Genomic DNA, 24,098 nt, shown 5'->3' on the forward strand with positions numbered 1-24,098 from the left:
GAGCGCACAGTAACATCGTCGCCCTCAGATAGGGGCGAGAACACCATGACGCACGCAACAAAAGTACCTGGCAAATCTGCGTGGGTACTCATCACAGCCATTGGCGTCGTGTTTGTTGCTACGGGTATGTGGCTGGTGATTGCCCCTTGGGCGCCACCGTACGGTGGAAAGGCTGGCTTCGTGTTTCACTTGGCCTACCTCGCGGTCGGGCAGTACGGACCCGCGATGGTTTTTGCACTGCTTGGCCTGTTTGTGCTTTTTTGGGGGCTCAAGCAACTCCGCAGCTGATTTGCGCGGCCCCTCTATCCAGAGTGACTACAACTTCTTGACCAGCACCTGGCTGCGCCGGTCCCAGTTGTACTTGCGCTTGCGCGCATCGGGCAGCCAGTCCGGGTCCACGGGCTGGAATCCGCGCTTGATGAACCAGTGCATGGTGCGGGTGGTGAGCACAAAGATACTGTCCAGCCCTTGCAGCCGCGCGCGTTGCTCGATGCGCTTGAGCAGCTTTTCTCCATCGCCCGTGCCCTGGCTTTGCGGTGACACCGTCACGGCAGCCATCTCGGCCGTCTTGGCCTCGGGGTAGGGGTAGAGCGCTGCGCAGCCAAAGATCACACCGTCGTGTTCGATGATGGTGTAGGTGGCAATGTCGCGTTCGATCTCGGTGCGGTCGCGCTTGACCAGCGTGCCGTCTTTCTCAAACGGCTCGATGAGCTGAAGGATGCCGCCCACGTCGTCAATCGTGGCCTCGCGCAGCTCTTCCAGCTTTTCGTCAATGACCATGGTGCCGATGCCATCGTGCACATACACCTCCAGCAACAGTGATCCATCCACCGCAAACGGCAGGATGTGGCTGCGCTCCACGCCAGCCTTGCAGGCCTTCACACAGTGCTGCAGATAAAAGCCCGTGTCCGTGGGCTGCTGTGCGGGCGGTAGCTGCGCCAGCAAGGCTTGCGCGGCGGCCAGCGGCAGCTCGGTGTCGATGGGGTTGTCGTCGCTCTCGGGCTCGGTGGGCGACATGCGGATGCCTTGCACCTCGGTCAAGAAGATCAGCTTGTCGGCCCGCAGCTCAATGGCCACGCTGGTGGCCACTTCTTCCATGCTCAGGTTGAAAGCCTCGCCCGTGGGCGAGAAGCCAAACGGCGACAGCAGCACCAGTGCACCCATGTCCAGCGTGCGCTGGATGCCCGCAACGTCTACCTTGCGCACCAGACCCGAGTGCTGAAAATCCACCCCATCCACGATGCCCACGGGCCGCGCGGTCAGGAAGTTGCCCGAGATCACCCGCACGGTGGCACCCGCCATGGGCGTGTTGGGCAGCCCCTGGCTGAAGGCGGCCTCGATTTCATAACGCAACTGGCCCGCAGCCTCCTGCGCGCAATCGAGCGCCACCGAGTCGGTGATGCGGATGCCATGCGAATACTTGGCTGCATGGCCCTTGGCGGCCAGCTGTTCGTTCACCTGTGGGCGAAAACCGTGTACCAGAACAATCTTTACGCCCATGGCCTGGATCAGTGCCAGGTCTTGCGCAATGCTGTGCAGCTTGCCGGCCGCAATCGCCTCCCCCGTGAGCCCGATCACAAACGTCTGGTTGCGGAACTTGTGGATGTAAGGCGCCACCGAGCGGAACCAGGGGACGAAGGTGAAGTTGAAAACGGCGGACATGGCAGTGGAGAGCGGTGGGTGGCCTTGGAGCTACGGAAAAACTGGCAATGAAAGGCAGCTGAGCAGGGCCGCCAAGTCGCGCATCATAAGCATGCAGGGCTTTCGCTGTCTGGGGCAGTTGCAGCCTGGCCCCCGGTTTGTTGCCGAAACGCCGCCAGCCGGGCCGCAAAGGGCTCCAGGATCAGGGCTTCGTCAGGCCCCGTGTGGGCTGCCACCGCAATGGCCACGCCACTTTGGGCCATCAGCGCCTGCATCTCGGGCTGGGCGATCATGCCGTGGTCCAGCAGGGCCTCTACCAGGCGGGTGAGGGCGCCCCGGTACTGGCCCAGCAGGGCGCTGGCGCGCTGGTATTGGGACTGCAGCAGTTCCTCGATGGCGGCGTTGCTGGGTTCCACGTCGGTGTTGAGGTGGTTGTCCAGCTCTACAGTGACGTCCGTGCGGGACAGCCGCGTGCCAAACCCATGGTGGCGAATGAACTGCGCAGCCTCGGCCGTGACCTGCTTGTAGTCCTGCTCCGCGCCGGTCGTGCAGGCCATTTCACCAAACACCAGCTCCTCGGCCACGCGGCCCGCCAGGCCCACGCACATCATGTCGAGCGCGTTCTGGCGCGTGGTGACCTTCAGGCCCGCAAAGCTGTTGTAGCCGCCCTCGAACGAGGCGATGTTGATCTTCACCTCCTGCGGGGCCTGGCCGAACAGCAGACAGTAGACCAGCCCGTGGCCTGCTTCGTGCACGGCCAGCAGGGCGCGGAAGTCGGCATTGGCGCGCTGCTTGAGGCGGTTGAGCTCCAGCGTCACCGCAAACTGCGCCTGCTGCACGGCTCCGCTAGCGCCGGCGCCCTGAACCACCAGATGGTGCTTGTCGTCCGCCAGCGTGATGTCAAAGTCCTGCGCCAGGGGCAGCTGCTGCTCCAGCACCCAGAGCGCGGCGTTGACCAAATTGGCGCTCAGGATGGCATGCACCGACGAGAACAGCGGCCGCGTGCCCTGGGCCGGGAACACCGCGTTCGCATACAGCTCATCGCGCACGTCCTGCCCGATGGCAAAGCGCACGCCGCACTGGGCGGCAATGTCGTCGCAATACCGCGCACACAGGTTGCGGATGAGCTGCTCGTAGGTGGCCTTGTTGAACGATGGGTAGATCACATGCTCGTTGCCCAGCCGCGCGATCTGCTCAGGCTTGAAGCGTTCGCTGAGCGCCTTCTTCACATCGATGAGGGAGAGCTTGCGCGTGAGGCGGTGGAAGATGTCGGCATCGGTGTCGCAGTCTTCCACGCGCTGCGCGGTCTCGTGGTACATCTCGTCGAGGTTGCCGCAGACGAACACCAGCAGCTTGCTGTAGTCGGTCTCCCAGGACGAAAGCGACTGCTGGAACCGTGTGAACAGGGCCTGCACCTGTGCGGGAGGCCACTGCATGATCTCGGCAAGTGGCTCTTGCAGCTTGAGCATGCGCTTGAGTTCCTGCGCGTCCCAGGCGTCGAGCTGAAAGCGGTAGGGTTTCTTGCCGGCGCGCTCCTCCTCGTTGTCGTCGGCGCGCTCGGCTTCGTAGTGCGCGTCGGCCAGCTTGCGCTCGATGTTGGTCAGCGCACTCAAAGCGGGCGGCAGGCGCCCGTCGGACAGCAGCGTCCACACATCCTGGTAGCGCTCTACCTTGACCTCCTCGCCCTTCGTGCTCACTGTGCGAAAGCGCTGGAACTCGTCCAGCACCAGCATGCCCGGTGCGCCCTCGTGGATGCCGGAGTCGCCCAGCATGCCCGAGATGGAAGAGCTGCGGTAGCTCGCGCCGTGGCTGAAGCCGTCCATCTGCACTTCGACAAAACGGTCGTAAAAGCCCAGCAGCTGCGCCAGGCGCCGCGTGAGCTGCGTCTTGCCCGTGCCCGTCAGGCCCCACAGGCAGACGATGACGGGGCGGGTGATGAGCTGGGGCAATACGTACCAGGCGCGGATGGCATCGATCACGCGGTCGATCACGTCGTCGATGCCAAAAAGCTCGGCCTTGAGCTGCGCTGCGGCCTGTGCCAGCACCTGCTGCCGCTCGGCCAGCAGCTCCCGGTGGGCAGCGCCCGGTGTGTGCCGCTCGCGCGGCGTGGTTTCTTGAAGAGTAGAAAGGTCCATGGTTTTCAATCGTTTTGTATCAGTCGCTTTCGGTGAAGCGGGATGTCTGGATCGCCTTGCGCAGGGCGACGTTGTCCGCACGGCGCTGGGCCCCACGGGTTCGTATGTGCTTGCCTGCCGCACTGGACAGGCTGCGTTGGGCCAGCGCGACGGCCACAGGATTTCGGGGCGGGCCCGAGGCTTCGAGCTTCAACACCAGGGGCGCCTTCATGCGGCGCAGCTTCTTAAGCTCGCCCTGGGCGAAGGCCCGAGACAGTTTTTTGGCACTCATGTGCACTCCACAAACAAAAAACCCCGGCAATGGAGCCAGGGCTTGTGGTGCGCTGCAATGAAAGGTGCAGAAACGCGCTTGCCGTGGCTGGACTTGCTGTGAATGCACAGTCCAGCCGGGGCGGTGGACTGTGGTCAGGCGGGAGCGAACAAGGGAACAAACATGGTGGTGACCTCCAGTGTTTTCAGGGGCTGCCGTGGCGGCAGGCGCGTGCCTGAAAGAAGCGCGAATTGTGGCGAGGCCCTCAAAGCTTGGCAAGCCAGGAAGGCGGCAAAAGCCTGTATTTGTCGCGCGAAAAGAACAATGCGGTTGAACAGCGCAGTTTTCAGGCTTGGCGCCGGTAGATCCAGCCAGCAGCGTGCAGCCACTCCTCCTTGTCGCGTGTCTGCACGACCAGTTCCACCAGATCACGGCCCGCGTTGAGCGGCACCTGCACGGTCATGCCGGCCCGGTCCGCCGACAAGGGCAGCAGGAACTGGCTCTCGTCCCAGAACAGGTAGCCGGGCAGTTCGGGCAGCTCCCGAAGTCTGGAGGCCCCCACGCCAATGGCCAGCGGAATGGATGTGGGTGCTTCGTTGGTCAGCAGCCAGTTGCTGTCGAGCCGCGCAGTCCAGGGGGCGGCAAGGGGGCCGGGTGCGGGCGGCATCTGTTGGCCGATGGGCACGGTGATCCAGTAGTGCCCCGCCGTGGCGGCCTCGCGCGCAAGGAGGTAGCGGCGGCCTTCGGACTGCTCCCAGCGGTAGTGGGTGCCAGGCTGGGCGTCTGACCACCACCAGCCATCGCTGCGCAGGCGAAGCCCGGTGCTCAGGGTTTTCCAGTCCTGCAGTTTTGGGTTCCACGACCACAGGTCAACCTGTTGGAGGTCGGGCGAGACGGCTTTGATGGGCGCGGAATAGTTGCCATAGATGCCGAGCAGGGCATCCACCGCGCTGGAGGATGCGGTGGCCATGGCGGGGGCGGCGGTCGAGACCCGGGGCGGCAGCACACGCAGTTGCCCCGTCTCCTGCAAGGCGCGCAGCGCAATGCCCTCGGCAATCGGGCCCGGCTTGAAGCTGGCGGCGTTGCCGGTGATCATGACCGCCATGCCCGCCTGGGGCAGCACGCAGAAGTCGCTGGAATAAAACATGGTGCCGCCGCTCTTTTGCCACGCGAGCACGCCCGCGGCATCCAGGCCGGGGTGCCGCGCACTGTCCCAGCCCAGGCCCGACTGCCAGTCGGGGGTGAGGCCGGGGTGCATGCCCTGGTTCTGAATCCTGCCCATCTCGGCCACGCTGGTTTTCGACACGATGCGCTGGCCATCGTGCTCGCCGCCCTGGATGAGCATGGCGGCCAGCTTCATCATGTCGCCGGGTGTGGTGCACAGCCCGCCCGTGGCGTAGCCCATCACGAACTCCTGGCCCTGCGGCGCGTCGTTGATGCTGCCGGAGGCAAAGGTGCCTGGTGGCAACGGCTGCAGCGTATAGCCTGATCGGGCCATGCCCAGCGGGTTGAGCAGGGCGGACTGCACAAACGCCGGGTAGGTTTGCCCGGTGACGGCCAGCACGATGCGCTCGATCAGCGTGAAACCGTCGTTGCAGTACACCGCCATGGCGCCGGGGGCGTGCTTGAGGTGCACATTGGCCATGGCTGCCTCCACCTCGGCGGCATAGCCCGGCAGCGGCGCAAAGGCAAACATGTTGTGCAGGTAGGTGCCGGGCAACCCCGAGGCATGGCTCAGCAGGTGCCGGACGGTGATGTCGCGGTAGCCCGGCGACAGCATCGCGAACTGCGGCAGGTAGGCCACCACCGGAGCATCCAACTGCACGAGCCTGCGGTCTACCAGCACCATGATGGCCAGCGCCGCGAGCACCTTGCTGACGGAGCCGACGTTAAAGCGTGTGTCGGGCGTTGCGGGCGTGGTGGCGTTTGCATCCAGCGCCCCGAAGGCCTCTTGCCAGACGATGTGGTCGTTGTGCAGCAGTGCCACGGAGGCCGCCCGCATCTTGCTGCTTTGCATGGCTTCGCGAATTTCCTTGCGACCCCAGGCAATGGTCGTTGTGAGGGTGGGGGACGCAGTGCTGCTGCCACCACAACCGGGCAGCAGCGAAGCCATCGCGCTGGTGCCCGCCCAGGTCAGCCAACCACGGCGCGATGCAGGAAAAAGGCGGGGCTGATCAACAAGGTTCTGGGCGGATGGCTGTCGGGGCATTCGGTATTCCTGGGGGCATTGGCCGCGGAGGCATCGCCAGTCGAGGCGCGATTGTGGAAGCCCCGCACCCGGGCTGGCAACCGCGCGCATGGCCCGTGTTGCACGCGGCCAACGCCCGGCTCGGATAATGCAGCCCTCCATGACCGAATCCCCGCCTCCCCACCCCTTGCCAACCGCCCCGCGCACTGCGCCGCTGCGCATCACCTTTCCTGAGTCCCTGCCCGTATCGGACAAGCGCGAAGAGATCATGGAGGCCATCAAGAAGCACCAGGTCATCATCGTGTGCGGCGAAACGGGCTCAGGCAAGACCACGCAGTTGCCCAAGATTGCACTGGCGCTGGGCCGGGGCAAGTGCAACGCCAAGCCAGGCACCAAGGGCCAGCTCATCGGCCACACCCAGCCGCGGCGCATTGCGGCCAGCAGCGTGGCCAAGCGCATTGCCGAAGAGCTGAACACGCCGCTGGGTGATGTGGTGGGCTTCAAGGTGCGGTTCCAGGACCGCCTGTCGCGCGATGCCTCCGTCAAGCTCATGACCGACGGTATCTTGCTGGCCGAGACGCAGACCGACCCGCTGCTCAAGAACTACGACACCATCATCATTGACGAGGCGCACGAACGCAGCCTCAACATCGACTTCCTGCTGGGCTACATCCGCCAGATCCTGCCGCGCAGGCCTGATCTGAAGGTCATCGTTACCTCGGCCACGATTGATGCGGACCGGTTTGCCAAGCACTTTGAGTCGGCCAAGGGCCCGGCCCCCGTCATCATGGTGTCGGGCCGCACCTTCCCGGTGGAGCAGCGCTATCGCCCTTTTGAAGAAAGCCGCGACTACGGCCTGAACGAGGCCATTGCCGATGGTGTGGACGAGCTGTGGCAAGGCAATGCGGCCGGTGACATCCTGGTCTTTTTGCCCGGCGAACGCGAGATCCGCGAGGCCGCCGACCACCTGCGCAAGCACCTGTCGCACCAGCCCGTGATGCGCAATGCCGAGGTGCTGCCGCTGTTCGCGCGCCTGAGTCAGGCCGAGCAGGACCGCATCTTTGACGGCCACACGGGCCGCCGCATCGTGCTGGCCACCAACGTGGCCGAGACTTCGCTCACCGTACCAGGCGTGCGGTACGTCATTGACGCAGGAACAGCGCGCGTGAAGCGCTATTCTTTCCGTAGCAAAGTCGAGCAGCTGCTGGTCGAGCCCGTCAGCCAGGCCGCCGCCAACCAGCGTGCTGGCCGCTGCGGCCGAGTGGCCAACGGCATCTGCATTCGCCTCTATGACGAGGCCGGTTTCAATGGCCGCCCCCGTTTTACCGACCCCGAAATCCTGCGGTCATCGCTGGCAGGCGTCATCCTGCGCATGAAGTCGCTGCATCTGGGCGACGTGACGCAGTTCCCCTTCATCGAGGCGCCTTCGGGCCGCGCGATTGCCGACGGCTACCAGCTGCTGGCCGAGTTGGGTGCGGTGGATGACGCCAACGAGCTGACCCCCATGGGCGTGGAACTGTCGCGACTGCCGCTGGACCCGCGCGTGGGCCGCATGATCATCGAGGCGCGCGACCGCAAGGCGCTTGATGAAGTGCTGGTGATTGCCAGCGCCCTGAGCGTTCAGGACGTGCGCGACCGTCCCATGGAGGCGCAGCAGCAGGCCGACCAGGCGCACGCCAAGTTCGACGACGACAAGAGCGAGTTCAGCGGCTACCTCAAGCTGTGGAAATGGATCAACGAAGCGCGGGGCGGAGCACCCAGCCTGCCATCGGCCCGTGCCCAGAAGGCGATGGCCGCGCAGAAAGCGCCTTCGCAGGCCTACTTGCCGGTGGCGCAGCGCAGTGGCGGGGGCAGTCCTGCCGCAGCGCCTGCTGTACCCGCCGCCGTCCCCGCTGCGACTCACAAACTCAGCAACCGCCAGTACGAGCAGCTGCTGCGCCAGAACTTCATCAGCATCCGGCGCCTGCGCGAGTGGCGCGACATCCACACCCAGCTGCTCACGGTGGTCACCGAGCACAAGTGGCAGATCAACACCCAGCCCGCCAGCTACGAGCAGCTGCACCTGTCGATGCTGGCCGGGCTGCTGGGTAACGTGGGCGCCAAGAGTGACGAGGAAGACTGGTACCTGGGCGCGCGCGGCATCAAGTTCTACAAACACCCAGGCGCGCACCTGAACAAGAAGCCCGGCCGCTGGATCGTGGCGTCGGAACTGGTGGAAACCACGCGTCTGTTTGGCCGGGGCATTGCGGCCATTGAGCCGCAGTGGCTGGAGCAGATTGGCGGGCATGTGCTGCGCAAGCAGCTGCTCGACCCGCACTGGGAGAAAAAGTCTGCCGAAGTGGTGGCGCTGGAGCGCGCCACGCTCTACGGCATCGTGGTCTACAACAACCGCCGCGTGAACTTCGGCAAGGTAGACCCGCACGCTGCGCGCGAGGTGTTCATCCGCGAGGCGCTGGTGGGCGGCAACTGGGAGACCAAGCTGCCTTTCCTGGCCGCCAACCAGAAGCTCATTGCCAAGGTCGAAGAGCTGGAGCACAAGTCCCGCCGCCAGGACGTGCTGGTGGACGACGAGCTCATCTACGCCTTTTATGACCAGCAGCTGCCGCCCGAGGTGTGCAGCGGCCACAGCTTTGAGGCGTGGTACCGCGATGAGAGCAAAAAGAACCCGGAGCTGCTCAAGCTCACCCGCGATGAGCTGATGCGGCACGAGGCCGCTGGCATCACCACCAACGCTTTTCCCAAAACCGTGCGACTGGGCGGTGTGGACTGCGCCGCCACGTATTTGCACGAGCCCGGCGACCCGCGCGACGGCATCACCGTGACCATCCCGCTCTTCGTGCTCAACCAGGTGAGCGACGAGCGCTGCGAGTGGCTGGTGCCCGGCATGCTCAAGGACAAGATCCAGGCGCTGCTCAAAAGCCTGCCGCAGCGTCCACGCAGCCGCTTTGTGCCGCTGCCCGAGTCTGCCACCCGCCTGGCCGAGCTGCTGGGCACGCCCGAACGTTTTGGCACCGGCAGCCTCACCGATGTGCTGCTCAAGCAGGTGCGCGACGAGACCTCGCTGGATGTGAAGCGGGCGGACTTCAAGCTCGACATGCTCAGCCCCCACCTGTTCATGAACTTCCGCGTGGTGGACGAGCACGGCCGACAGCTGGGCCATGGCCGCAACCTGGGCGCGCTCAAGGCCGAATGGGGTGCCAAGGCGCGCGGCGCATTCCAGGCGCTGGCAGGGCTCAAGCTCAGTGGTGGGGCAGCAGAGAGTGAAAAAAATGAGTCAAAAATGCCTCCAGTGCTTGATGGTAAAGCGCAAGCAGCTACTAAATCAGGAGTAAAGGGGGCAGCGCCCGCCACAGCGAAACCTGCGAGCGTCAACCCTTCGACCCCCGCAGGCCAGCGCTACATCACCTGGACGTTTGGCGAGCTGCCCGAGCTGATGGAGATCAAAAAGGCCGGGCAGACGCTGATCGGCTTTCCGGCGCTCATCGACGGCGGCGACGCTGTGACCATCGAGGTTTTTGACGAGCCCGAAGTCGCCGCCGCCAAACACCGCGCGGGCCTGCGCCGCCTGTTTGCGCTGCAGATCAAGGACGCGCTCAAGTACCTGGAAAAAAACATCCCCGATCTGCAGAAAATGGCCGTAGCGTTCATGCCCCTGGGCACGCAGGAAGAGCTGCGCACCCAGATCATCGACGTGGCGCTGGACCGGGCCTTTTTGCTCGACCCGCTGCCCACCGACGAAGTTGCCTTCAAACGCCGCGTGGAAGAGGGCAGGGGGCGCCTCACGTTGATCGCCAATGAGGTGGCGCGCCTGGCCGCCACCATCCTCACCGAATACGCAGCCGCCGCCCGCAAGATCAAGGACACCAAAAACGCCCCCGAAGCCACTGCGGACGCACTGCAGCAGCTGCAGCGCCTGGTGCCCAAGAACTTCATTGCCGTGGCGCCGTGGACGCAACTGGCCCACTACGCCCGCTACCTCAAAGCCATCACGCTCCGGCTGGATAAATACCGCGCTGACCCCGCCCGTGACGCTGCCAAGCTGGCCGAGTTGCGCCCGCAAGAGCAGCGCTACTGGCGCCTGGTGGCCGAGCGCAAGGGGCAGGTGGATGCGCGCATGCAAGAGCTGCGCTGGCTGCTGGAGGAGCTGCGCGTGAGCTTCTTTGCGCAGGAGCTGCGCACGCCCCAGCCGGTGAGCGTGAAGCGGCTGGACAAGCTGTGGGCGCAGGTCAACAGCTGAGCCGTGGTCTGTGGGTTGCGCGAGGTCAGGCCTGCGGCCCGCGCGTTAGGGTCTGGTCCAGATCCTGACGGTTACATACATGGCATAGCCCAGCGCCAGCACCAGCCACACCAAGAAGAAGAGGTTGGCCCAGTACGGGCCAGCGTGCTCCGCGAGTGTGTAGATCTGCCCCGCGCAGCCCTTGCCGACGCACGGAATCTCGCGCAGAACCAATGCGCGCAGGGCTGCGAACAACAGGTAGCACGCCACAGCAGCAACGAGCAGAAAGCCGATAGGCCCGACCGGAGGTTTGGTGAGCTCATCGTTCTCATCCCGCAGACCCTGGTTCAGCAGCTTTTGCCCATACCGGTACCACACGTAGCCAACAAGGAGCATGAGCGCGTAGTAAAGGAAGGTCAGCATGGCGTGAAATGAGGGGCCTGAGTGTGTATGGGCGATGCGGCGAGTGTCGTTGGCCGCCCTGACTCATGCGCAAGATGCTTCTGATGCCCGTCGCTGGATACCAGCGGAAGAAGCAACAGGCCAAGAAAGCAGCAGGCAGGCGTAGCTCGCTGTACCGTCAGCAGAGAGGTAGCTTTTGCGCGCTCATTCTTCCACAGCCTCTCCCAGGTCGCCCGCAATCAGTCTGAACTGCGCCAGTGCTGCCTCCAGGTCTTCCACAATCTCGCGCGCAATCACGCCCGGGGCGGGCAGGTTGTCGCTGTCGGCCAGTGATTCGTCCTTGAGCCAGAAGATGTCCAGGCTGGTCTTGTCCCGCGCCACCAGCTCGTCGTAGCTGTACGCACGCCAGCGGCCATCAGCTGATTCGGGCGACCATGTGGCTTGCCTCTGCTGGCGGCTATCCGCGCGGTACAGCGCCACAAACTCGTCCAGGTCCGCGCGGGTCAGCGGGTTGGTCTTGAGCGTGAAGTGCTTGTTGGTGCGTAGGTCGTAAATCCACAGCTGCTTCGTCCAGGGCGTTTCGCTGGCGGGTTTCTTTTCAAAGAACAGCACATTGGCCTTCACGCCCTGGGCGTAGAACAAGCCAGTGGGCAGGCGCAGCAGCGTGTGCACATCGCATTCGTGCAGCAGCTTTTTGCGAATGGTCTCGCCCGCGCCGCCTTCAAACAGCACGTTGTCGGGCAGCACCACCGCCGCGCGTCCGTGCGTGGTCAGCAACGTCTTGATGTGCTGCACAAAATTGAGCTGCTTGTTGCTGGTGGTGGCCCAGAAGTCGTCGCGCTCGATGGTGTCTTTTTCGGTGCTGGTGCGGCCGTCTTCGCCCACGATGACGGTGCTGCTCTTCTTGCCAAACGGCGGGTTGGCCAGCACCACCTCAAAACGCTCGCCAGGGTCAGCCGCCAACGCATCGCCCACCACCACGGGCACGGATTTTTCAGAGCCAATGCCGTGCAGCATCATGTTCATCGCACAAACGCGGGCTGTGGCCTGCACCAGTTCGTAGCCGGTAAAGGCTTTCTCCTTGAGGTGCTTGAGCTGGTCGCGCGTCAGGCTCTTGTTGTGGGCCGTGATGTAGTTGTGCGCGGTAAACAAAAAGCCGCCCGTGCCGCAAGCCGGGTCGCAAATGCGCTCGGCCGGTTTGGGTGCCATGCACTCCACCATGGCCTGGATCAGCGCCCGGGGCGTGAAGTACTGGCCCGCACCGCTCTTGGTGTCTTGCGCGTTGCGCTCCAGCAGGCCTTCGTAGGCGTCGCCCTTTACATCCGCGCCCAGAATCGTCCAGGTCTCGGCACCGATCAAATCCACAATCACGCGGCGCAGCTTGGCCGGGTCTTGAAACTTGTTTTGCGCCTTGCCAAAAATCAGGCCCAGCGTGCCTTTCTCTTGGCCCAATCTTTCGAGCGCATGGCGGTAGTGGTCAAACAGCTCGTCGCCGTCCTTGGCCAGCAGCGTGGGCCAGGCGTAGGCTGCAGGCACGATGCTGGGCTGGTTGTAGGGCGGTTGCGAGCGCTCGTCGGCCATCTTCAGGAACAGCAGGTAGGTCAGCTGCTCCACATAGTCGCCATAGCTCATGCCGTCGTCGCGCAGCACGTTGCAGTAGTTCCAGAGCTTCTGGACGAGGGAGTGGGTGGTAGTGTTCATCAGTCTTTCAATCTTGCAATCTGTGCCAGCCGGGCTTTCACGGTGGGTTCGCGCTCGGGGTCGCTCAATAGGCCGGGCAGGGCGTTGTGGAAGGCGGGCATTTGCAGCAGCGCTGCGGCTGCTTGCGCCACATGCTGGCGCACGGGTGCGCTGGCGGCGGCCACCTCGCGGGCCACAGCGGCGCGGCCCTCCAGCACGGTCATGATGTCTTCCAGGTCGTGACTCAAGTACACATCGTTGCCGCCACGGTCTTTGAAGGCCTCCAGCTTGGTCGCCAAAAAGTGCGGTGCCGACAGGTGCCGTACCACCAGTCCATCCCCAAGCCCATCTGCCCGTCCATCTCCCAGCGTGGCCGTCAGCGCCTCGTCAAACCCCACGCGGTACCAAGGGTTGGCAAAGCCCAGCACCTTTTCATCCAAGGGCACCAAGTCCAGCTGCATGCGGTGCCAAAACCAGCGAAAGGGCGGCGTATTGTCTGCCATGGTTTGCGTAAAGCCGCGCTGCATCAGCTGCTCTGCCAGGCGGTGGTAAGCGCCCAATGTAGCCACCTCCACAATGGCGTCCACATCTTCGGTGGGGCGCACATCCATCAAGCCCGCATCGTCTACCAGCAAGCCGGTGGCGCAGCCGCCCACAAACACCACCTGCTCGCACAGCGGCCCCATGGCGCGGGCGATGCCCAGCAACAGTTCCAGGTTGGGGTTAGCCATACGATGGGCCTTTGGTTCTGGGGACCGACTCGGGGTCGATCAGCGCCTGCAGCCGCTCCAGCGCCATGCCACGCTCGCGGGCCTTGCCCACGCGCAGGGCGTCAAACAGCGCCAGCAGCTCGTACAACTTGGCGTCTTGCATTGCCGCAAAGGGCACGGCAGGGTGCAGCGGCTCTATGCCCACCCCGCGCACCGTGCCGTTGGGGTGCGGCCATACAAAATCGGTGCTACCCGGCGCAAACACCCCGGCAAAGGCGGGCGCGCTGTGGCTGGTGGGCACACCGGCTACCAGCGGCAGCTTGACGGCAGGGAATGCGTACTTGGCCCCATGCAAGGCAAACTCCGCCAGGTTGCGTGCGTTGGGGCGCACCGGGTTGTCGGCTGCCGCCTCCGCATCATCCGGCAGGGCTGCACGGCGCACCCGCTTGCGGGTGACGCGGTAAATGCCCAGGGGCTCTTGTGCGGCCATGTCGCTGCCCACCTTGTTTGCATCGGGACCACCCGTGCTGCCAGCAGGTGCCGGCTCACGGTTAGGCAGCAACAGCCCCGCCAACAACCCGCGCTTGATGCAGGCATGCGCCTCCGACACGCTGATGCCCAGCTCTTGCGCTAGCCGCGCATACGTCCAGCGTTGCTCACCCCAGGCGACGAGCTTGAGGGCGACCAGAAAGTCTTGGGGCTTGAGTTGCATGAGTATTCAATATTCGCAAATCGCGAATATTGAATATAAACTGATCTGGCGTCAGTGGCAAGGCTATGATTGAAAATGGGCTCTTCTAGCGAATGCTAGTGATGCCTCTTTAATCGCGCCCCATGGCCCTGATCTTTAAGGTACGACGCCTTTGCGTCTGCCCCAGGAGAAGGCCATGCGACAGCAACAGATGACGCGCTTGATCCACAGCTTGCCCCAGCTGACGCACCACCAGCGCCAGCAACTGGCAAGCTCCCTGCAGGTGCTGCTCGATCACAGTCAAGCCATCGCCGTTGTAGAAGCGCACAGCGGCGGTTCCCGGGCTTGCCCGCATTGCAACAGTTCCCTGCTTGTCAAGAACGGCTCGGCCAATGGGCTTCAACGCTTCAAGTGCCGCCATTGCGCGCGCACCTTCAACGCCTTGACTGGAACACCGCTGGCGCGTTTGCATCTGCGGGACAAGTGGATGGGTCAGACACAAGCTTTGGGCGAAGGCCTCTCGCTCAATCAGGTGGCCCAGCGCCTGGGCGTGGCACAAAGCACCGCCTTTCGCTGGCGTCACCGCTTCCTGGCCTGCCCAAGCAACCAGCAGGCTCGCCAGCTTGTGGGCATTGCCGAGGCCGATGAGTCCTACTTCCTGGTCTCCTGCAAGGGTCAAAGAGGGTTGCTGCGCAAGGCCCGTCGCCGGGGAGGTAAAGCGCTGGCTGGCTGCAAGGGTTCGGAGTACACACCCGTACTGATGGCGCGAGACCGTGCGGGAGCAACGGTCAACCTCATCCTGGAGACGAACAAGGCCGTCAGTGTGCAAGCGGCACTCAAGCCCTTGTTGCCACCGGACACCATCCTGTGCACCGATGGCAGCGTCACTCTGGCCAGTGCAGCGCGGCTCTTGGGTGTGCAGCACCAGGCAGTGAACGTGAGCCGGGGCCAGCGGGTGAGCGGCCCCTGGCATGTGCAGAACGTCAATGCCTATGTCAGCAGGCTGCGCGGCTGGATGCAGCACTTCAAGGGCGTTGCAACGAAATACCTTGATTCGTACCTGGGGTGGTTCAGGTTGTTGGACCGATCAGGCCCGATGGGCCCACAGCCCGCGCTGGTGCTGGGTGCGGCCATGGGGAATCAAGACGTCACTAGCATTCGCTAGAAGAGCCTGAAAATGGCCTCTAGCGCTTATGTATCAAGCGCTACCAGCTATCAAAAATGAAGTGATTGGCTTACTGTGCCACTTCGGTTTCTTGAATCTTTTTCGGTCTGCAGCCGTTCGTTCAGAGGGTTGGCGACCCCACAGCATCGATGTGGGGACTATGAGAGTGTGCTCATCGATCAGCAATGGTTTAGCTCTGAGGTCACGCGGTGATCGTCATGTCGGCTTCGACTGCATCGTCGTCTGCTTCGACTTCGATGCCATCTTCCCCGGCTTCTCCCACATAGGCCGCTTTTCCAGTGGCTTGCTCAATCAATGCCAGCAGCCGCTTTTGCCGATCAGCCATGAATAACTCAAAACTGTCGGCGCGAAGCAGTGGTGGGTCGATCAGGTGCGAACGGAGGTACGTGTCCAGCTTTTGCGGATCGATACCGGGCGTTGTTGGGTCACCCTGTTCCAACTTCTTTAGATAGACCGATGGGGCCACGCCGCCAATGATCCGGTTGGTCCTGAACGACAGCGGGGTTTTGTTAATGATGGAGTCGAACACCGACGGCTTGATGCCCTGCTTTTTGCACCAGTCCTGAGGGAAGATGTGATGAATATCGACGTTCTCCCCGAAGAAAACAGTGTGGTCAAATTTTTGCCCTGAACGAAAGTCTTGGGCATCCTCTTTCATCAACAAGGCATTGATTCCCTTGTAGGCGGCGGAGAGACGCATACGCATGGTTTTGAGTCGATCTGCGCGGAACATCGTCTCGCTTACTGTCGAGGGCTCTGGCCCGCCTCTCAGCCACACCGGTACTTCCGTGAAGTCCTTTGCGATTCGGGTTTCGACAGCTGAGCCATAAAGCTCGCCAAAAACACCGTTCCAGTACCAGCGAACCAACTTTGCGCGATTAGCCTCATGCTCCCAGTCCGATCCGATGTCCGCAAGGATGGCGGCCAGCGGCACGATTTGCGACTGATAGGGGAGATCGAAAATGCGATAAATGTGAAGCATGTGGAGAAACTTCGCCGCCTTCAAGAATCCCTGCTCCACCTGCTCTTCATACTGCTTGTAGGCGGCTAGCGGAAGGTCCAATAAGGCTTGGCGGTTTCCAGTGACTGCTGGCAGTTCCTTGCCCTGCTTGCCTGCTTTTTCTGCTTCCCGCCGACGCTCGCGGGTATAAAACAAAGAGACCGCTTGCAGAAAATCGGTGTTTCCAACATTGGCAATGATTCCGACTTCCAAGCCAGCTGGCCGCAAGGTTTCCACAAACCTGCTGTGACGTCCTTTGTGGCCATCATCGCCGTACCAGTCTTTGCGCAGTTCATGGCCCTCGGCTGCATACATGGCGGTCACCAACTCGAAAGCGTCCAAGGGCTTGCCGCCTGTATTCACTTTCTCAAAGACGACGCATACGGCTTCTTTGGTGGTTGAACGATCGAGCGCGATGACGGGAACCCGGTAGTACTTGAAGTTCTCCAGGACATCACGCTTAAAACGGCGAAATTCTTCACGCACCGATTCGTTGGAATCACCGGGCCATGCCTTATCAAAGCCGTCCTGCCAGCGATCCCAGTCAAATACCTTTGAAACCGGGTACATGAGTAGCTTGTATTCTTGTTCGCTGGTTGAAAGATCGGGTCCCGCTTCTCGCCCAAACTCGCCTCGCACAATCTTGTCTTCGGGCACGCCCAGGATGGCCTCTTCCCGGTCCACAGATGGGTCCAGCGCCTTGCGAATGTCGATATAAAACCAACGCTTGACCTTCTTTTTCTTGGGCGTCACTGTTTCAACTACTTTGCCCCGCATGGTCACCTGATAAAGAGACGTCATGCGCTGCTGCCCATCGAGGAGCAACGAATTCGGCTTCATGTCTTTCGCTGCGGCGGGCGCGCCTTCCACTGGCCGAGGTTTGAAGTTGACATCGCCTCCGGTGTCGAGCGTCATCAATGCACCCACTGGGAATGAGCGCGAAATCGACGCGATCAGACTTTTGATGCGGTCCTCGTCCCAAACCCAGCTCCGCTGAAAATCTGGGAGCTGTAGAACACCACGATGGCAGTCCTCCAGCAACTTGGACAAGTCATAGGGGTTAGTTTGAAAAGTGGAACCTGCCATGGGGATTTGACCTTCTTCTTTCAATTAAGTCGTTAATGGGTGTGGCTTAACAAATCAGTGTGTAGGTTGCAGGGCGTCGGCATTTGGCGACGCCGTTGAAAAATCACGTTGCAATACAGATTGCCGAAGCGCCTGCGCGCGCTGGAGGTTGGCGTCGACCTCGGCTTCGACTTCGCGGATGATGGACAGGTGGCGGTCGACTTCGACGACGATTCGTGCTTGCTCTGCGTGAGGCGGTACAGGCAATGCAATAGAGCTGAAGTTCGCCAAATTGACTTTCAACTGCGCAACGCCTTTGGTGATCCCTAAGATTTGGTCTTGAACGACCCGCGAGGCCATGGCGTACTCAATAAATGACGGATCGATGCCGAGTTTGATTACTCGTAACTTGATGCAATCGGCGGTAATCACGGCAGGTGGGCGATTCGCCGGATAGCGACACACATCCCCCGGTGGGTCCCCCATCTTGGTCACAAGAATGTCGCCTGCCTCCACCGAATGTGCAGAAAGCTCTACAGCCTTATCAGCAGTGACGTAGACAGTGTTTTCACCACCGAATGACCCAGAACGGATATTGCGCACGAAGACCAAAGGCACACCTTCGGTTTTGTAGTCGCTCACCTTCAAACTGCTACCAAAAGGACCAATCGCCAATGAATATGGTTCGCCTGCCGACACCTGCTCAGGCGATGCCCATACCCAGCCTTCAGGTAGTTCAGACAGTGCCTCGGTTTCAGGAGTCACTGGTTCGCGGTACTTCCGCTTGCCCGCCCAATTCACCCGCCGCTCCTCAAGAATCCGCTGCAAAAGCTGCTCGCCGGTCTCGTAGGCGCGGCCTTCGCGGCGGGCCAGGGTGGCTTCGGTTTCTACAAGGCGGCCTTCGACGGCGGCTTTGAGGACGGAGGCTTTGTAGCGTTTGAGGTTGGCTTTGACGCGCTGGAGGTTGGCGACAGCTTCATCGAGGCGGGAGAACTGTTTTTCGAGTTCGGCGACGATTTCGCGCTGGCGCTCCAATGTCGGCACTGGGATCGGGTACGGGGCGATTTGATCGAAATCGACCCGAGGACGATCCCCCGCATTGAGATGTGTTGCAAACCGAACGAATGTGCCGGAGTTCAAAAAGTACTGAAGGTATCGCCCATCAATGCGCTCGTTCTCGGGGAAAACAATGAACTCCGCAGAACACAAGCCTTCGAAGGTTGGGCGGAAAACTTTGTTCAGGTACGGGCGCAAACGACCATACAGAACATCGCCAGGTTTGAAGTGAACGGCCGAGCTTTTCATGGTCGCTGCAGGCACAGTGCCCAACAACTTCATGGTGTGCGCTTCCACGTGCTCCATGCCAATGAACGGTGCGTCGGGCATCGACTCTGGTTTTACGCGCGGACGGTTGGGGCGAACTACCTCGCCCAGTGAAAGCACTTCATTCACGCCGCCAACTCCCGATTCAGTTCCTCAATCACCTTGGGCAGTTCCGCGCCAAAGAGCTGGTGCACTTTGCCCAGGCCGCCTTGGGCGTTGAAGGGGGCGTATTCAAAGTCGTCTATTTCAATGCCGAGGTTGGCGGCGATGTGGTCGCGGATCATTTCTAGCCAGTGGATTTGTTCTTGGGTGAAAGGGGCTTCGGCAGGCTCAGCCTGAACGGCAGCGGCGGTGCTATGCCCTTCGACAGGCTCAGGGCGGACGGCGGGGTTTGCGGATTGGTGCTGGGCCAGCCAGGCTTTGAAGTTGGCCTGCACGTGCTCGGGGTAGGGCACCAGTTCGTTGGTTTGCTGCATGGCAAAGCGCACCAGGCTGACCAGATCGGTGAGCAGGCGGCGCTGCGTGGCGCCTTTCACTGCGCCTTTGCGCAGGGTGGCGTAGGCCTGCCACAGGGCGCCTTCGTCTATGTTCAGCGGCGGGGCGTGCAGGGCGTCGGCCAAGGCTTTGACGTCTTCAAACTTGAGCGGCGCGCGCGTGGGGCGACTGTACAAAATTTGCAGAGCGGTGATTTCGTCTTTGTGCTGGGTGATGAAGTCTTCAAAGCTCTGCACCAAGGCGGTGGCGCGGTCGCTGCCTTCGCTAAAGCCAGCATGCAGCAGCGTGTCTTGGGTGACCACGTCGATCACCAAGTCTGCCTTTTGCTTCATTTTTAATAGCTGCTCGCGCAATGCAGGTGCGCAGAAAGGCCTTGTAGCATCCCTTAAACGCTGCTCTGCCTCGGCGGGCGGCATGCCTTGGGTGGCGTCGATGTCGTTATTGAGGTTTAAGGCCTCTACAATGCCGCGCGCCAGGTCGCGCAGGGTTTTGCCGCCGCTTAGCTCCACCACCTTGGCGCGGTCGGCGTCAGTAGCGTCTTTGTCCAGCCGGGCCAGGCGGGCGGCGATGCTGCTCAGCACCTCGTCTTCCACATTACCCAGGCTCACGGCTTGCAGCAGTTTGTCCAGCGGCACGCTCTTTTTGGCGTCCATGGGGCGGCTGTCGGTTTTGTCGCGCTCACACACGCCCACGGCATCGACGATGACGAAGTGGTCTTTTTTGATGTTTTCGCCGGGGTTGACGGCGGCCAGGTCCGTGGGGTTGCACACGCGCACGCCACGGCCTTTCATCTGTTCGAAGAAGCTGCGGCTTTTCACACTTCTCATGAAGACGACGATTTCCACCGGCTTGATGTCGGTGCCAGTGGCAATCATGTCCACGGTGACGGCCACGCGGGGGTAGTAGCTGGAGCGGAAGTCTTTGATGAGCTGCTCGGGGCTGGTGCCGCCGCCCTGGGCGCTGCGGTAGGTGATCTTTTGCGCAAACTCGTTGCCCCGGCCAAACTCTTCGCGCAGGGTTTCGACAATTTTTTCGGCGTGGTTGTCGTCTTTGGCAAAGATAAGGGTTTTGGGCAGCTCTTGCCGCTGGGGGAACATGTCGGGCTGCCAGCGGTCGCGCAGGGTGCGCACCACGGTGCGGATCTGGTCGGGCGTTTGCACGGCGCGGTCCAGCTCTTCGGGCTGGTATTCAAAGTCGTCGTCCAGCTGCCAGGCCGTTTTGCGGCGGGTGGCTTTGTCTTGCGTCTCTAACCAAAAGCCTTTGTCTACCTTGGCGCCGCTTTCGCCCACCTCGGTTTTGATGCGGTACACGTCGTAGTTCACGTTCACGCCATCGGCCACGGCCTGGGCGTGGCCGTATTCCATGACCAGGTTTTGGTTGAAGAAGCCAAAGGTCTGTTTGTTGGGCGTGGCGGTCAGGCCAATGAGGTACGCGTCAAAGTACTCCAGCACCTGGCGCCACAGGTTGTAGATGCTGCGGTGGGCCTCGTCCGTCACCACAATGTCAAAGCTCTCGATGGGGATGGCCGGGTTGTAGCCAATGGGCTCGGGGTCTTTGAACAGGCTTTCGATGCGTTCGGTGCTTTCTTCGTCGGCCTCGTCGGCCAGCTCGCGCCCCTTGAGCATGCTGAACATGCGCTGGATGGTGCAGATGACCACGCGGGCGGATGTGTCGAGCTGGTTGCCCTGCAGGTGCTGGACGATGTATTCCTCGCCAAACTTGTAGTTGTTGTAGGGGCTGGCGTAGGCGTCAAACTCTTTCTTGGTCTGGCGGGCCAGGTTGCCCCGGTCTACCAAAAACAGCACGCGGCGCGCACCGCCAAACTTGATGAGGCGGTAGATGAAACCGATGCTGGTAAATGTTTTGCCGCTGCCGGTGGCCATCTGGATCAGGGCCTTGGGCTTGTTGGCGGCCAGGGATTTTTCCAGGTTAGTGATGGCACCGATTTGGGCGGGCCACAGCTGGTAGTGCGCACCGCCGCTGCCCCATTCGGTCACCAGCTTGGGCATGTTGCGCATGCGGGCCAGGAAGGTGCTGGGTGGTTCGCTGACGCCGTTGCCGTTCATCATTGGTGGCAGCAGCGCCAGCCATTGCACCAGCAGCTCAGGGCGGAAGAAGGCGAACACGCTGCGTGCGCGGGGTTCGGGGTCCAGGCCGTTGGTAAAGTGGGTTTCTACGCCCGTGCTTTCCCACACAAAGGGCAGGGGGCGGCTCCAGGCGGGCAGGGTGGTGGGCAGGCCTTTGGCGTAGCGGCTGCTTTGCAGCTCTACGCCAGTCAGGGTGGCGCCTTCTTTCTTGGCTTCGATCACGCCGCAGGCTTTGCCGTTGATGTAGAGCAGGTAGTCGGCATAGCCAAAGCCGGGGTTCAGGGGGAATTCACGAATTGCCACGCCCACGGCTGCGTGGATGTTGGCGTCTGCAACGTTGCACACGCTCCAGCCTGCCGCTGTCAGCAGTGCATCAATGGTTTGCCTGGCCTTCGCCTCTGGCGTCATGCGTGGTCCTCCCTGCGGGCCATTCTAGGTGCGACCGATACATTTGGTTAATGGTTTGTGGCAGAGCGATGGATTGCGAGCACACGGCCATGTGCTTGCGTGAACAATGCGTATCAGCCCGACCTTTGGCGGGGAGCCATGCGTCACATGGGTGACGATCATGGGGGCATTCCCCTTGCTTGGTGCAGGTGGGCCATCTAGGCTGCTGGGAACAAGGAGACCGTTTGCCCATGCGCCCTCACTACCAGTTCTGGCCCCGTCGTTTGCCCAAGTCCATCACGCTGCCTGCCACCTCGCTGTGGGACAACCTGGCGACCAATGCACGCCGCTACCCCGACAAGGCGGCGCTGGTGTTTTTTGGGACCACGGTCAGCTATCGGCAATTGATGGAAGGCGCGGAGCGCCTGGCTGCGCGGCTGGCCCAGCTGGGCGTGCAGCGCGGCGACCGTGTGGTGCTGTGCATGCAGAACTGCCCGCAGCTGGTGATGGCGCATTTCGCCATCCTGCGGGCCAATGCGGTGGTGGTGCCGGTCAACCCCATGAACCGGGCCGAAGAGCTCAAGCACTACATCACCGATCCCGACACCAAGGTGGCGATCACCACGGGTGACCTGGCCCCAGAGATGGCCAAGGCCAACAATGCGTTGGCCCCTGGCGAGCGGCTGGCGCATCTGGTGGTCACGCAGTTTTCGGATGCGTTCGACGTGAACGTGACCGGCATCGATGCGCCGCCCGAAGCATGGATGGACTGGCTTGGCACGCGCCACCCGCTGCCTGCACTGGAGGGCGGGCAGGCCCACGCCTGGACGGACGCCCTGGCCTGTGCGGACGCGCCACCCGCCCTGTCGGTAGGCCCGGCCGACCTGGCGCTGCTGCCCTACACCAGTGGCACCACAGGCCTGCCCAAGGGCTGTATGCACCTGCACAAAAGCATCATGCACAACACGGTGGCCGCCAGCCTGTGGGGCAATGGGTCAGCCGACAATGTGACGCTGGCGGTGGTGCCCATGTTCCACATCACCGGCATGGTGAGCGTGATGCACACGTCGATCTACTGCGGCGCCACGCTGGTCATCATGCCCCGGTGGGACCGCGACCTGGCTGGGCGCCTGATATCGCGCTACCAGGTCACCACCTGGACCAACATTCCCACCATGGTCATCGACCTGCTGGGCAGCCCGAACTTTGCCAGCTATGACCTGTCCAGCCTGGCCTATATCGGTGGGGGTGGGGCCGCCATGCCGCAGGCAGTGGCGCAACGCTTGCTGGAGCAGTATGGCCTGCGGTATTCCGAGGGCTATGGCCTGACCGAGACAGCCGCTCCGTCGCACGCCAACCCGCCCGACCACCCCAAGCAGCAGTGCCTGGGCATTCCGTTCATGAGTACCGACGCGCGGGTGATCGACCCCGACACGCTGCAGGAGCTGCCGGTGGGCGAGCAGGGCGAGATCATCATCCATGGCCCCGAGGTGTTCGAGGGTTACTGGAAGCGGCCGGATGCCACGGCCTCGGCCTTCATCGAGTTCGAGGGCAAGCGGTTCTTCCGTTCGGGGGACTTGGGGCGCATGGACGAGGACGGCTATTTCTTTTTAACTGACCGCCTCAAGCGCATGATCAATGCGAGCGGCTTCAAGGTCTGGCCCGCCGAGGTCGAGGCGTTGATGTTCCGCCACCCAGCCATCCAGGAGGCCTGCATCATCGCCGCCAAAGACAGCTATCGGGGCGAGACGGTCAAGGCCGTGGTGGTGCTGCGCGCCACGCACCAGGACACGACCGAGCAGCAGATCATCGACTGGTGCCGCGAGAACATGGCGGTCTACAAGGTGCCGCGCATCGTGCAGTTTGTGGCGGCGTTGCCCAAGAGTGGCAGTGGCAAGGTGATGTGGCGGGCGCTGCAGGAGCAGGAGGCTCAGTAGGGGCCGTAGCAGTAGCAGTAGCAGTTGCAGTGGCCCATGGGCGTGTGGCCAGGCCGGGAATCGGAGTCAGGGGCTGCCATTGGCAGCCCTTTTTTCCATGCCCCGGGTCAGTGGGATGGCGTAGCCAGCGTCAGCTCGCCCAGGTCGCGCTCCAGCAAGGCGGGGTCGCCCAATTGCAGTTCGATCAGGCGGCGCAGGTGGGTCACGCTGTCCAGATCGATGCCCCGGCACAGCAGGCCGGTGTGCAGGCCTTCGGTATGCGCGACTTCGGTGGACATGGCGATGTGGTTGCCGGTTTCGGCCAGGGGAACGGTCAGCTGGCAGAGCATGCCCGGCTCCAGGTCGGCCTGTGCGGGCACCATGATCAACGCGCCTTTGAGGGACAGGTCCAGCACATGCACGCTGAATGCGTCGGTGGATGTGGTCAGCAGGGCCGGTGCGTCAAAGCCGACGCGGACAAAGTGGCGGCGTTCGTGGGGCATCGCTGTCTCCTGGGCGAAGCGGGGGTGGACACATGCTACTCCAAGCCGGCGGTGGCAGATTGCATTTGGATGTTTTTGCAAGCTTTCGTTACCATGGGTCTTATTTCCCTGATTTCGATAGGGCCAAGCTGTGAGTCCATGCGTGTACCGGTTCGGGAGCCATTGCGTCGGCTGGCTGCGATGGGCAGTGCTGTTGGCGTTGCTGTGGGCATGTGGCGTTGCG

16 protein-coding genes are annotated in these 24,098 nt (G+C 62.4%); 4 read left to right on the forward strand and 12 right to left on the reverse strand.

Annotated features, from left to right (window positions below; translation table 11 throughout):
- The first annotated feature begins 45 nt into the window (after positions 1-45).
- Positions 46-288, forward strand: a complete 243-nt coding sequence (locus C8C94_RS25410) for a hypothetical protein (RefSeq protein WP_147433229.1) — start codon at positions 46-48, stop codon at positions 286-288.
- Positions 289-315: 27 nt separating this feature from the next.
- Here the strand turns inward: C8C94_RS25410 and argA are convergent, their stop codons facing one another.
- The 4 genes from argA to C8C94_RS04850 all read right to left on the reverse strand — a co-directional run bounded on the left by argA (position 316) and on the right by C8C94_RS04850 (position 6,235).
- Positions 316-1,662: an amino-acid N-acetyltransferase gene (gene argA, locus C8C94_RS04835; protein WP_055397476.1), complete on the reverse strand. Its 1,347-nt coding sequence runs from the start codon at positions 1,660-1,662 to the stop codon at positions 316-318.
- A gap of 83 nt (positions 1,663-1,745) precedes the next feature.
- Complete coding sequence (locus tag C8C94_RS04840; RefSeq protein ID WP_233573397.1) at positions 1,746-3,776, reverse strand: AAA family ATPase; 2,031 nt, start codon at positions 3,774-3,776, stop codon at positions 1,746-1,748.
- A 19-nt stretch (positions 3,777-3,795) separates the two neighbouring features.
- Positions 3,796-4,047 (reverse strand): hypothetical protein, encoded by a 252-nt coding sequence (locus tag C8C94_RS04845; protein WP_055397472.1) that lies wholly within the window; start codon positions 4,045-4,047, stop codon positions 3,796-3,798.
- A 325-nt stretch (positions 4,048-4,372) separates the two neighbouring features.
- The gene (locus tag C8C94_RS04850) at positions 4,373-6,235 is read right to left on the reverse strand and encodes a serine hydrolase (protein WP_121419920.1); all 1,863 of its coding nucleotides are present in this window, start codon (positions 6,233-6,235) and stop codon (positions 4,373-4,375) included.
- Between the two features lie 139 nt (positions 6,236-6,374).
- Between C8C94_RS04850 and hrpA the strand changes: the two genes are divergently transcribed.
- On the forward strand, positions 6,375-10,451 hold the full coding sequence (hrpA, locus tag C8C94_RS04855) for an ATP-dependent RNA helicase HrpA (RefSeq protein ID WP_121422703.1): 4,077 nt from the start codon (positions 6,375-6,377) through the stop codon (positions 10,449-10,451).
- Positions 10,452-10,496: 45 nt separating this feature from the next.
- Here the strand turns inward: hrpA and C8C94_RS04860 are convergent, their stop codons facing one another.
- The 4 genes from C8C94_RS04860 to C8C94_RS04875 form a co-directional block, all read right to left on the reverse strand.
- On the reverse strand, positions 10,497-10,853 hold the full coding sequence (locus C8C94_RS04860) for a hypothetical protein (RefSeq protein WP_121419921.1): 357 nt from the start codon (positions 10,851-10,853) through the stop codon (positions 10,497-10,499).
- Positions 10,854-11,036: 183 nt separating this feature from the next.
- On the reverse strand, positions 11,037-12,533 hold the full coding sequence (locus C8C94_RS04865; RefSeq protein WP_121419922.1) for a class I SAM-dependent DNA methyltransferase: 1,497 nt from the start codon (positions 12,531-12,533) through the stop codon (positions 11,037-11,039).
- Positions 12,533-13,243: a hypothetical protein gene (locus tag C8C94_RS04870; protein ID WP_121419923.1), complete on the reverse strand. Its 711-nt coding sequence runs from the start codon at positions 13,241-13,243 to the stop codon at positions 12,533-12,535. The genes C8C94_RS04865 and C8C94_RS04870 overlap by 1 nt, the downstream gene beginning before the upstream one ends.
- Positions 13,236-13,934, reverse strand: a complete 699-nt coding sequence (locus tag C8C94_RS04875) for a hypothetical protein (protein WP_121419924.1) — start codon at positions 13,932-13,934, stop codon at positions 13,236-13,238. Before C8C94_RS04875 ends, C8C94_RS04870 begins: the two co-directional genes overlap by 8 nt.
- Positions 13,935-14,109: 175 nt before the next feature.
- Here C8C94_RS04875 and C8C94_RS04880 point away from each other — a divergent pair, with 175 nt between their 5' ends.
- Positions 14,110-15,078 carry an IS1595 family transposase gene (locus C8C94_RS04880; protein WP_082437481.1) on the forward strand — a complete coding sequence of 323 codons (969 nt, stop codon included), beginning with the start codon at positions 14,110-14,112 and terminating at the stop codon, positions 15,076-15,078.
- A gap of 202 nt (positions 15,079-15,280) precedes the next feature.
- Here the strand turns inward: C8C94_RS04880 and C8C94_RS04885 are convergent, their stop codons facing one another.
- From C8C94_RS04885 to C8C94_RS04895, 3 genes are read right to left on the reverse strand one after another with little or no spacing between them, the layout of a single operon-like run.
- Positions 15,281-17,185, reverse strand: a complete 1,905-nt coding sequence (locus C8C94_RS04885; RefSeq protein WP_121419925.1) for a DUF262 domain-containing protein — start codon at positions 17,183-17,185, stop codon at positions 15,281-15,283.
- 54 nt (positions 17,186-17,239) lie between these two features.
- Positions 17,240-18,616: a restriction endonuclease subunit S gene (locus C8C94_RS04890; RefSeq protein ID WP_147433230.1), complete on the reverse strand. Its 1,377-nt coding sequence runs from the start codon at positions 18,614-18,616 to the stop codon at positions 17,240-17,242.
- Complete coding sequence (locus C8C94_RS04895; protein ID WP_121419927.1) at positions 18,613-21,477, reverse strand: type I restriction-modification enzyme R subunit C-terminal domain-containing protein; 2,865 nt, start codon at positions 21,475-21,477, stop codon at positions 18,613-18,615. The genes C8C94_RS04890 and C8C94_RS04895 overlap by 4 nt, the downstream gene beginning before the upstream one ends.
- A 230-nt stretch (positions 21,478-21,707) precedes the next feature.
- Here C8C94_RS04895 and C8C94_RS04900 point away from each other — a divergent pair, with 230 nt between their 5' ends.
- Positions 21,708-23,393 (forward strand): long-chain fatty acid--CoA ligase, encoded by a 1,686-nt coding sequence (locus C8C94_RS04900; protein ID WP_121419928.1) that lies wholly within the window; start codon positions 21,708-21,710, stop codon positions 23,391-23,393.
- Positions 23,394-23,500: 107 nt separating this feature from the next.
- Here C8C94_RS04900 and C8C94_RS04905 read toward each other — a convergent pair whose 3' ends face one another.
- Positions 23,501-23,875 carry a PilZ domain-containing protein gene (locus C8C94_RS04905; RefSeq protein WP_121419929.1) on the reverse strand — a complete coding sequence of 125 codons (375 nt, stop codon included), beginning with the start codon at positions 23,873-23,875 and terminating at the stop codon, positions 23,501-23,503.
- Between the last annotated feature and the right edge of the window lie 223 nt (positions 23,876-24,098).

The organism is Acidovorax sp. 94 (genome assembly GCF_003634645.1).
Classification (GTDB): domain Bacteria; phylum Pseudomonadota; class Gammaproteobacteria; order Burkholderiales; family Burkholderiaceae_C; genus Acidovorax; species Acidovorax facilis.

Coding starts and splice junctions, on each gene's coding strand:
- C8C94_RS25410 (WP_147433229.1), top strand. CDS start 46: ATGACGCACGCAACAAAAGTACCTGGCAAATCTGCGTGGGTACTCATC.
- argA (WP_055397476.1), bottom strand. CDS start 1,662: ATGTCCGCCGTTTTCAACTTCACCTTCGTCCCCTGGTTCCGCTCGGTG.
- C8C94_RS04840 (WP_233573397.1), bottom strand. CDS start 3,776: ATGGACCTTTCTACTCTTCAAGAAACCACGCCGCGCGAGCGGCACACA.
- C8C94_RS04845 (WP_055397472.1), bottom strand. CDS start 4,047: ATGAGTGCCAAAAAACTGTCTCGGGCCTTCGCCCAGGGCGAGCTTAAG.
- C8C94_RS04850 (WP_121419920.1), bottom strand. CDS start 6,235: ATGCCCCGACAGCCATCCGCCCAGAACCTTGTTGATCAGCCCCGCCTT.
- hrpA (WP_121422703.1), top strand. CDS start 6,375: ATGACCGAATCCCCGCCTCCCCACCCCTTGCCAACCGCCCCGCGCACT.
- C8C94_RS04860 (WP_121419921.1), bottom strand. CDS start 10,853: ATGCTGACCTTCCTTTACTACGCGCTCATGCTCCTTGTTGGCTACGTG.
- C8C94_RS04865 (WP_121419922.1), bottom strand. CDS start 12,533: ATGAACACTACCACCCACTCCCTCGTCCAGAAGCTCTGGAACTACTGC.
- C8C94_RS04870 (WP_121419923.1), bottom strand. CDS start 13,243: ATGGCTAACCCCAACCTGGAACTGTTGCTGGGCATCGCCCGCGCCATG.
- C8C94_RS04875 (WP_121419924.1), bottom strand. CDS start 13,934: ATGCAACTCAAGCCCCAAGACTTTCTGGTCGCCCTCAAGCTCGTCGCC.
- C8C94_RS04880 (WP_082437481.1), top strand. CDS start 14,110: ATGCGACAGCAACAGATGACGCGCTTGATCCACAGCTTGCCCCAGCTG.
- C8C94_RS04885 (WP_121419925.1), bottom strand. CDS start 17,185: ATGGCAGGTTCCACTTTTCAAACTAACCCCTATGACTTGTCCAAGTTG.
- C8C94_RS04895 (WP_121419927.1), bottom strand. CDS start 21,477: ATGACGCCAGAGGCGAAGGCCAGGCAAACCATTGATGCACTGCTGACA.
- C8C94_RS04900 (WP_121419928.1), top strand. CDS start 21,708: ATGCGCCCTCACTACCAGTTCTGGCCCCGTCGTTTGCCCAAGTCCATC.
- C8C94_RS04905 (WP_121419929.1), bottom strand. CDS start 23,875: ATGCCCCACGAACGCCGCCACTTTGTCCGCGTCGGCTTTGACGCACCG.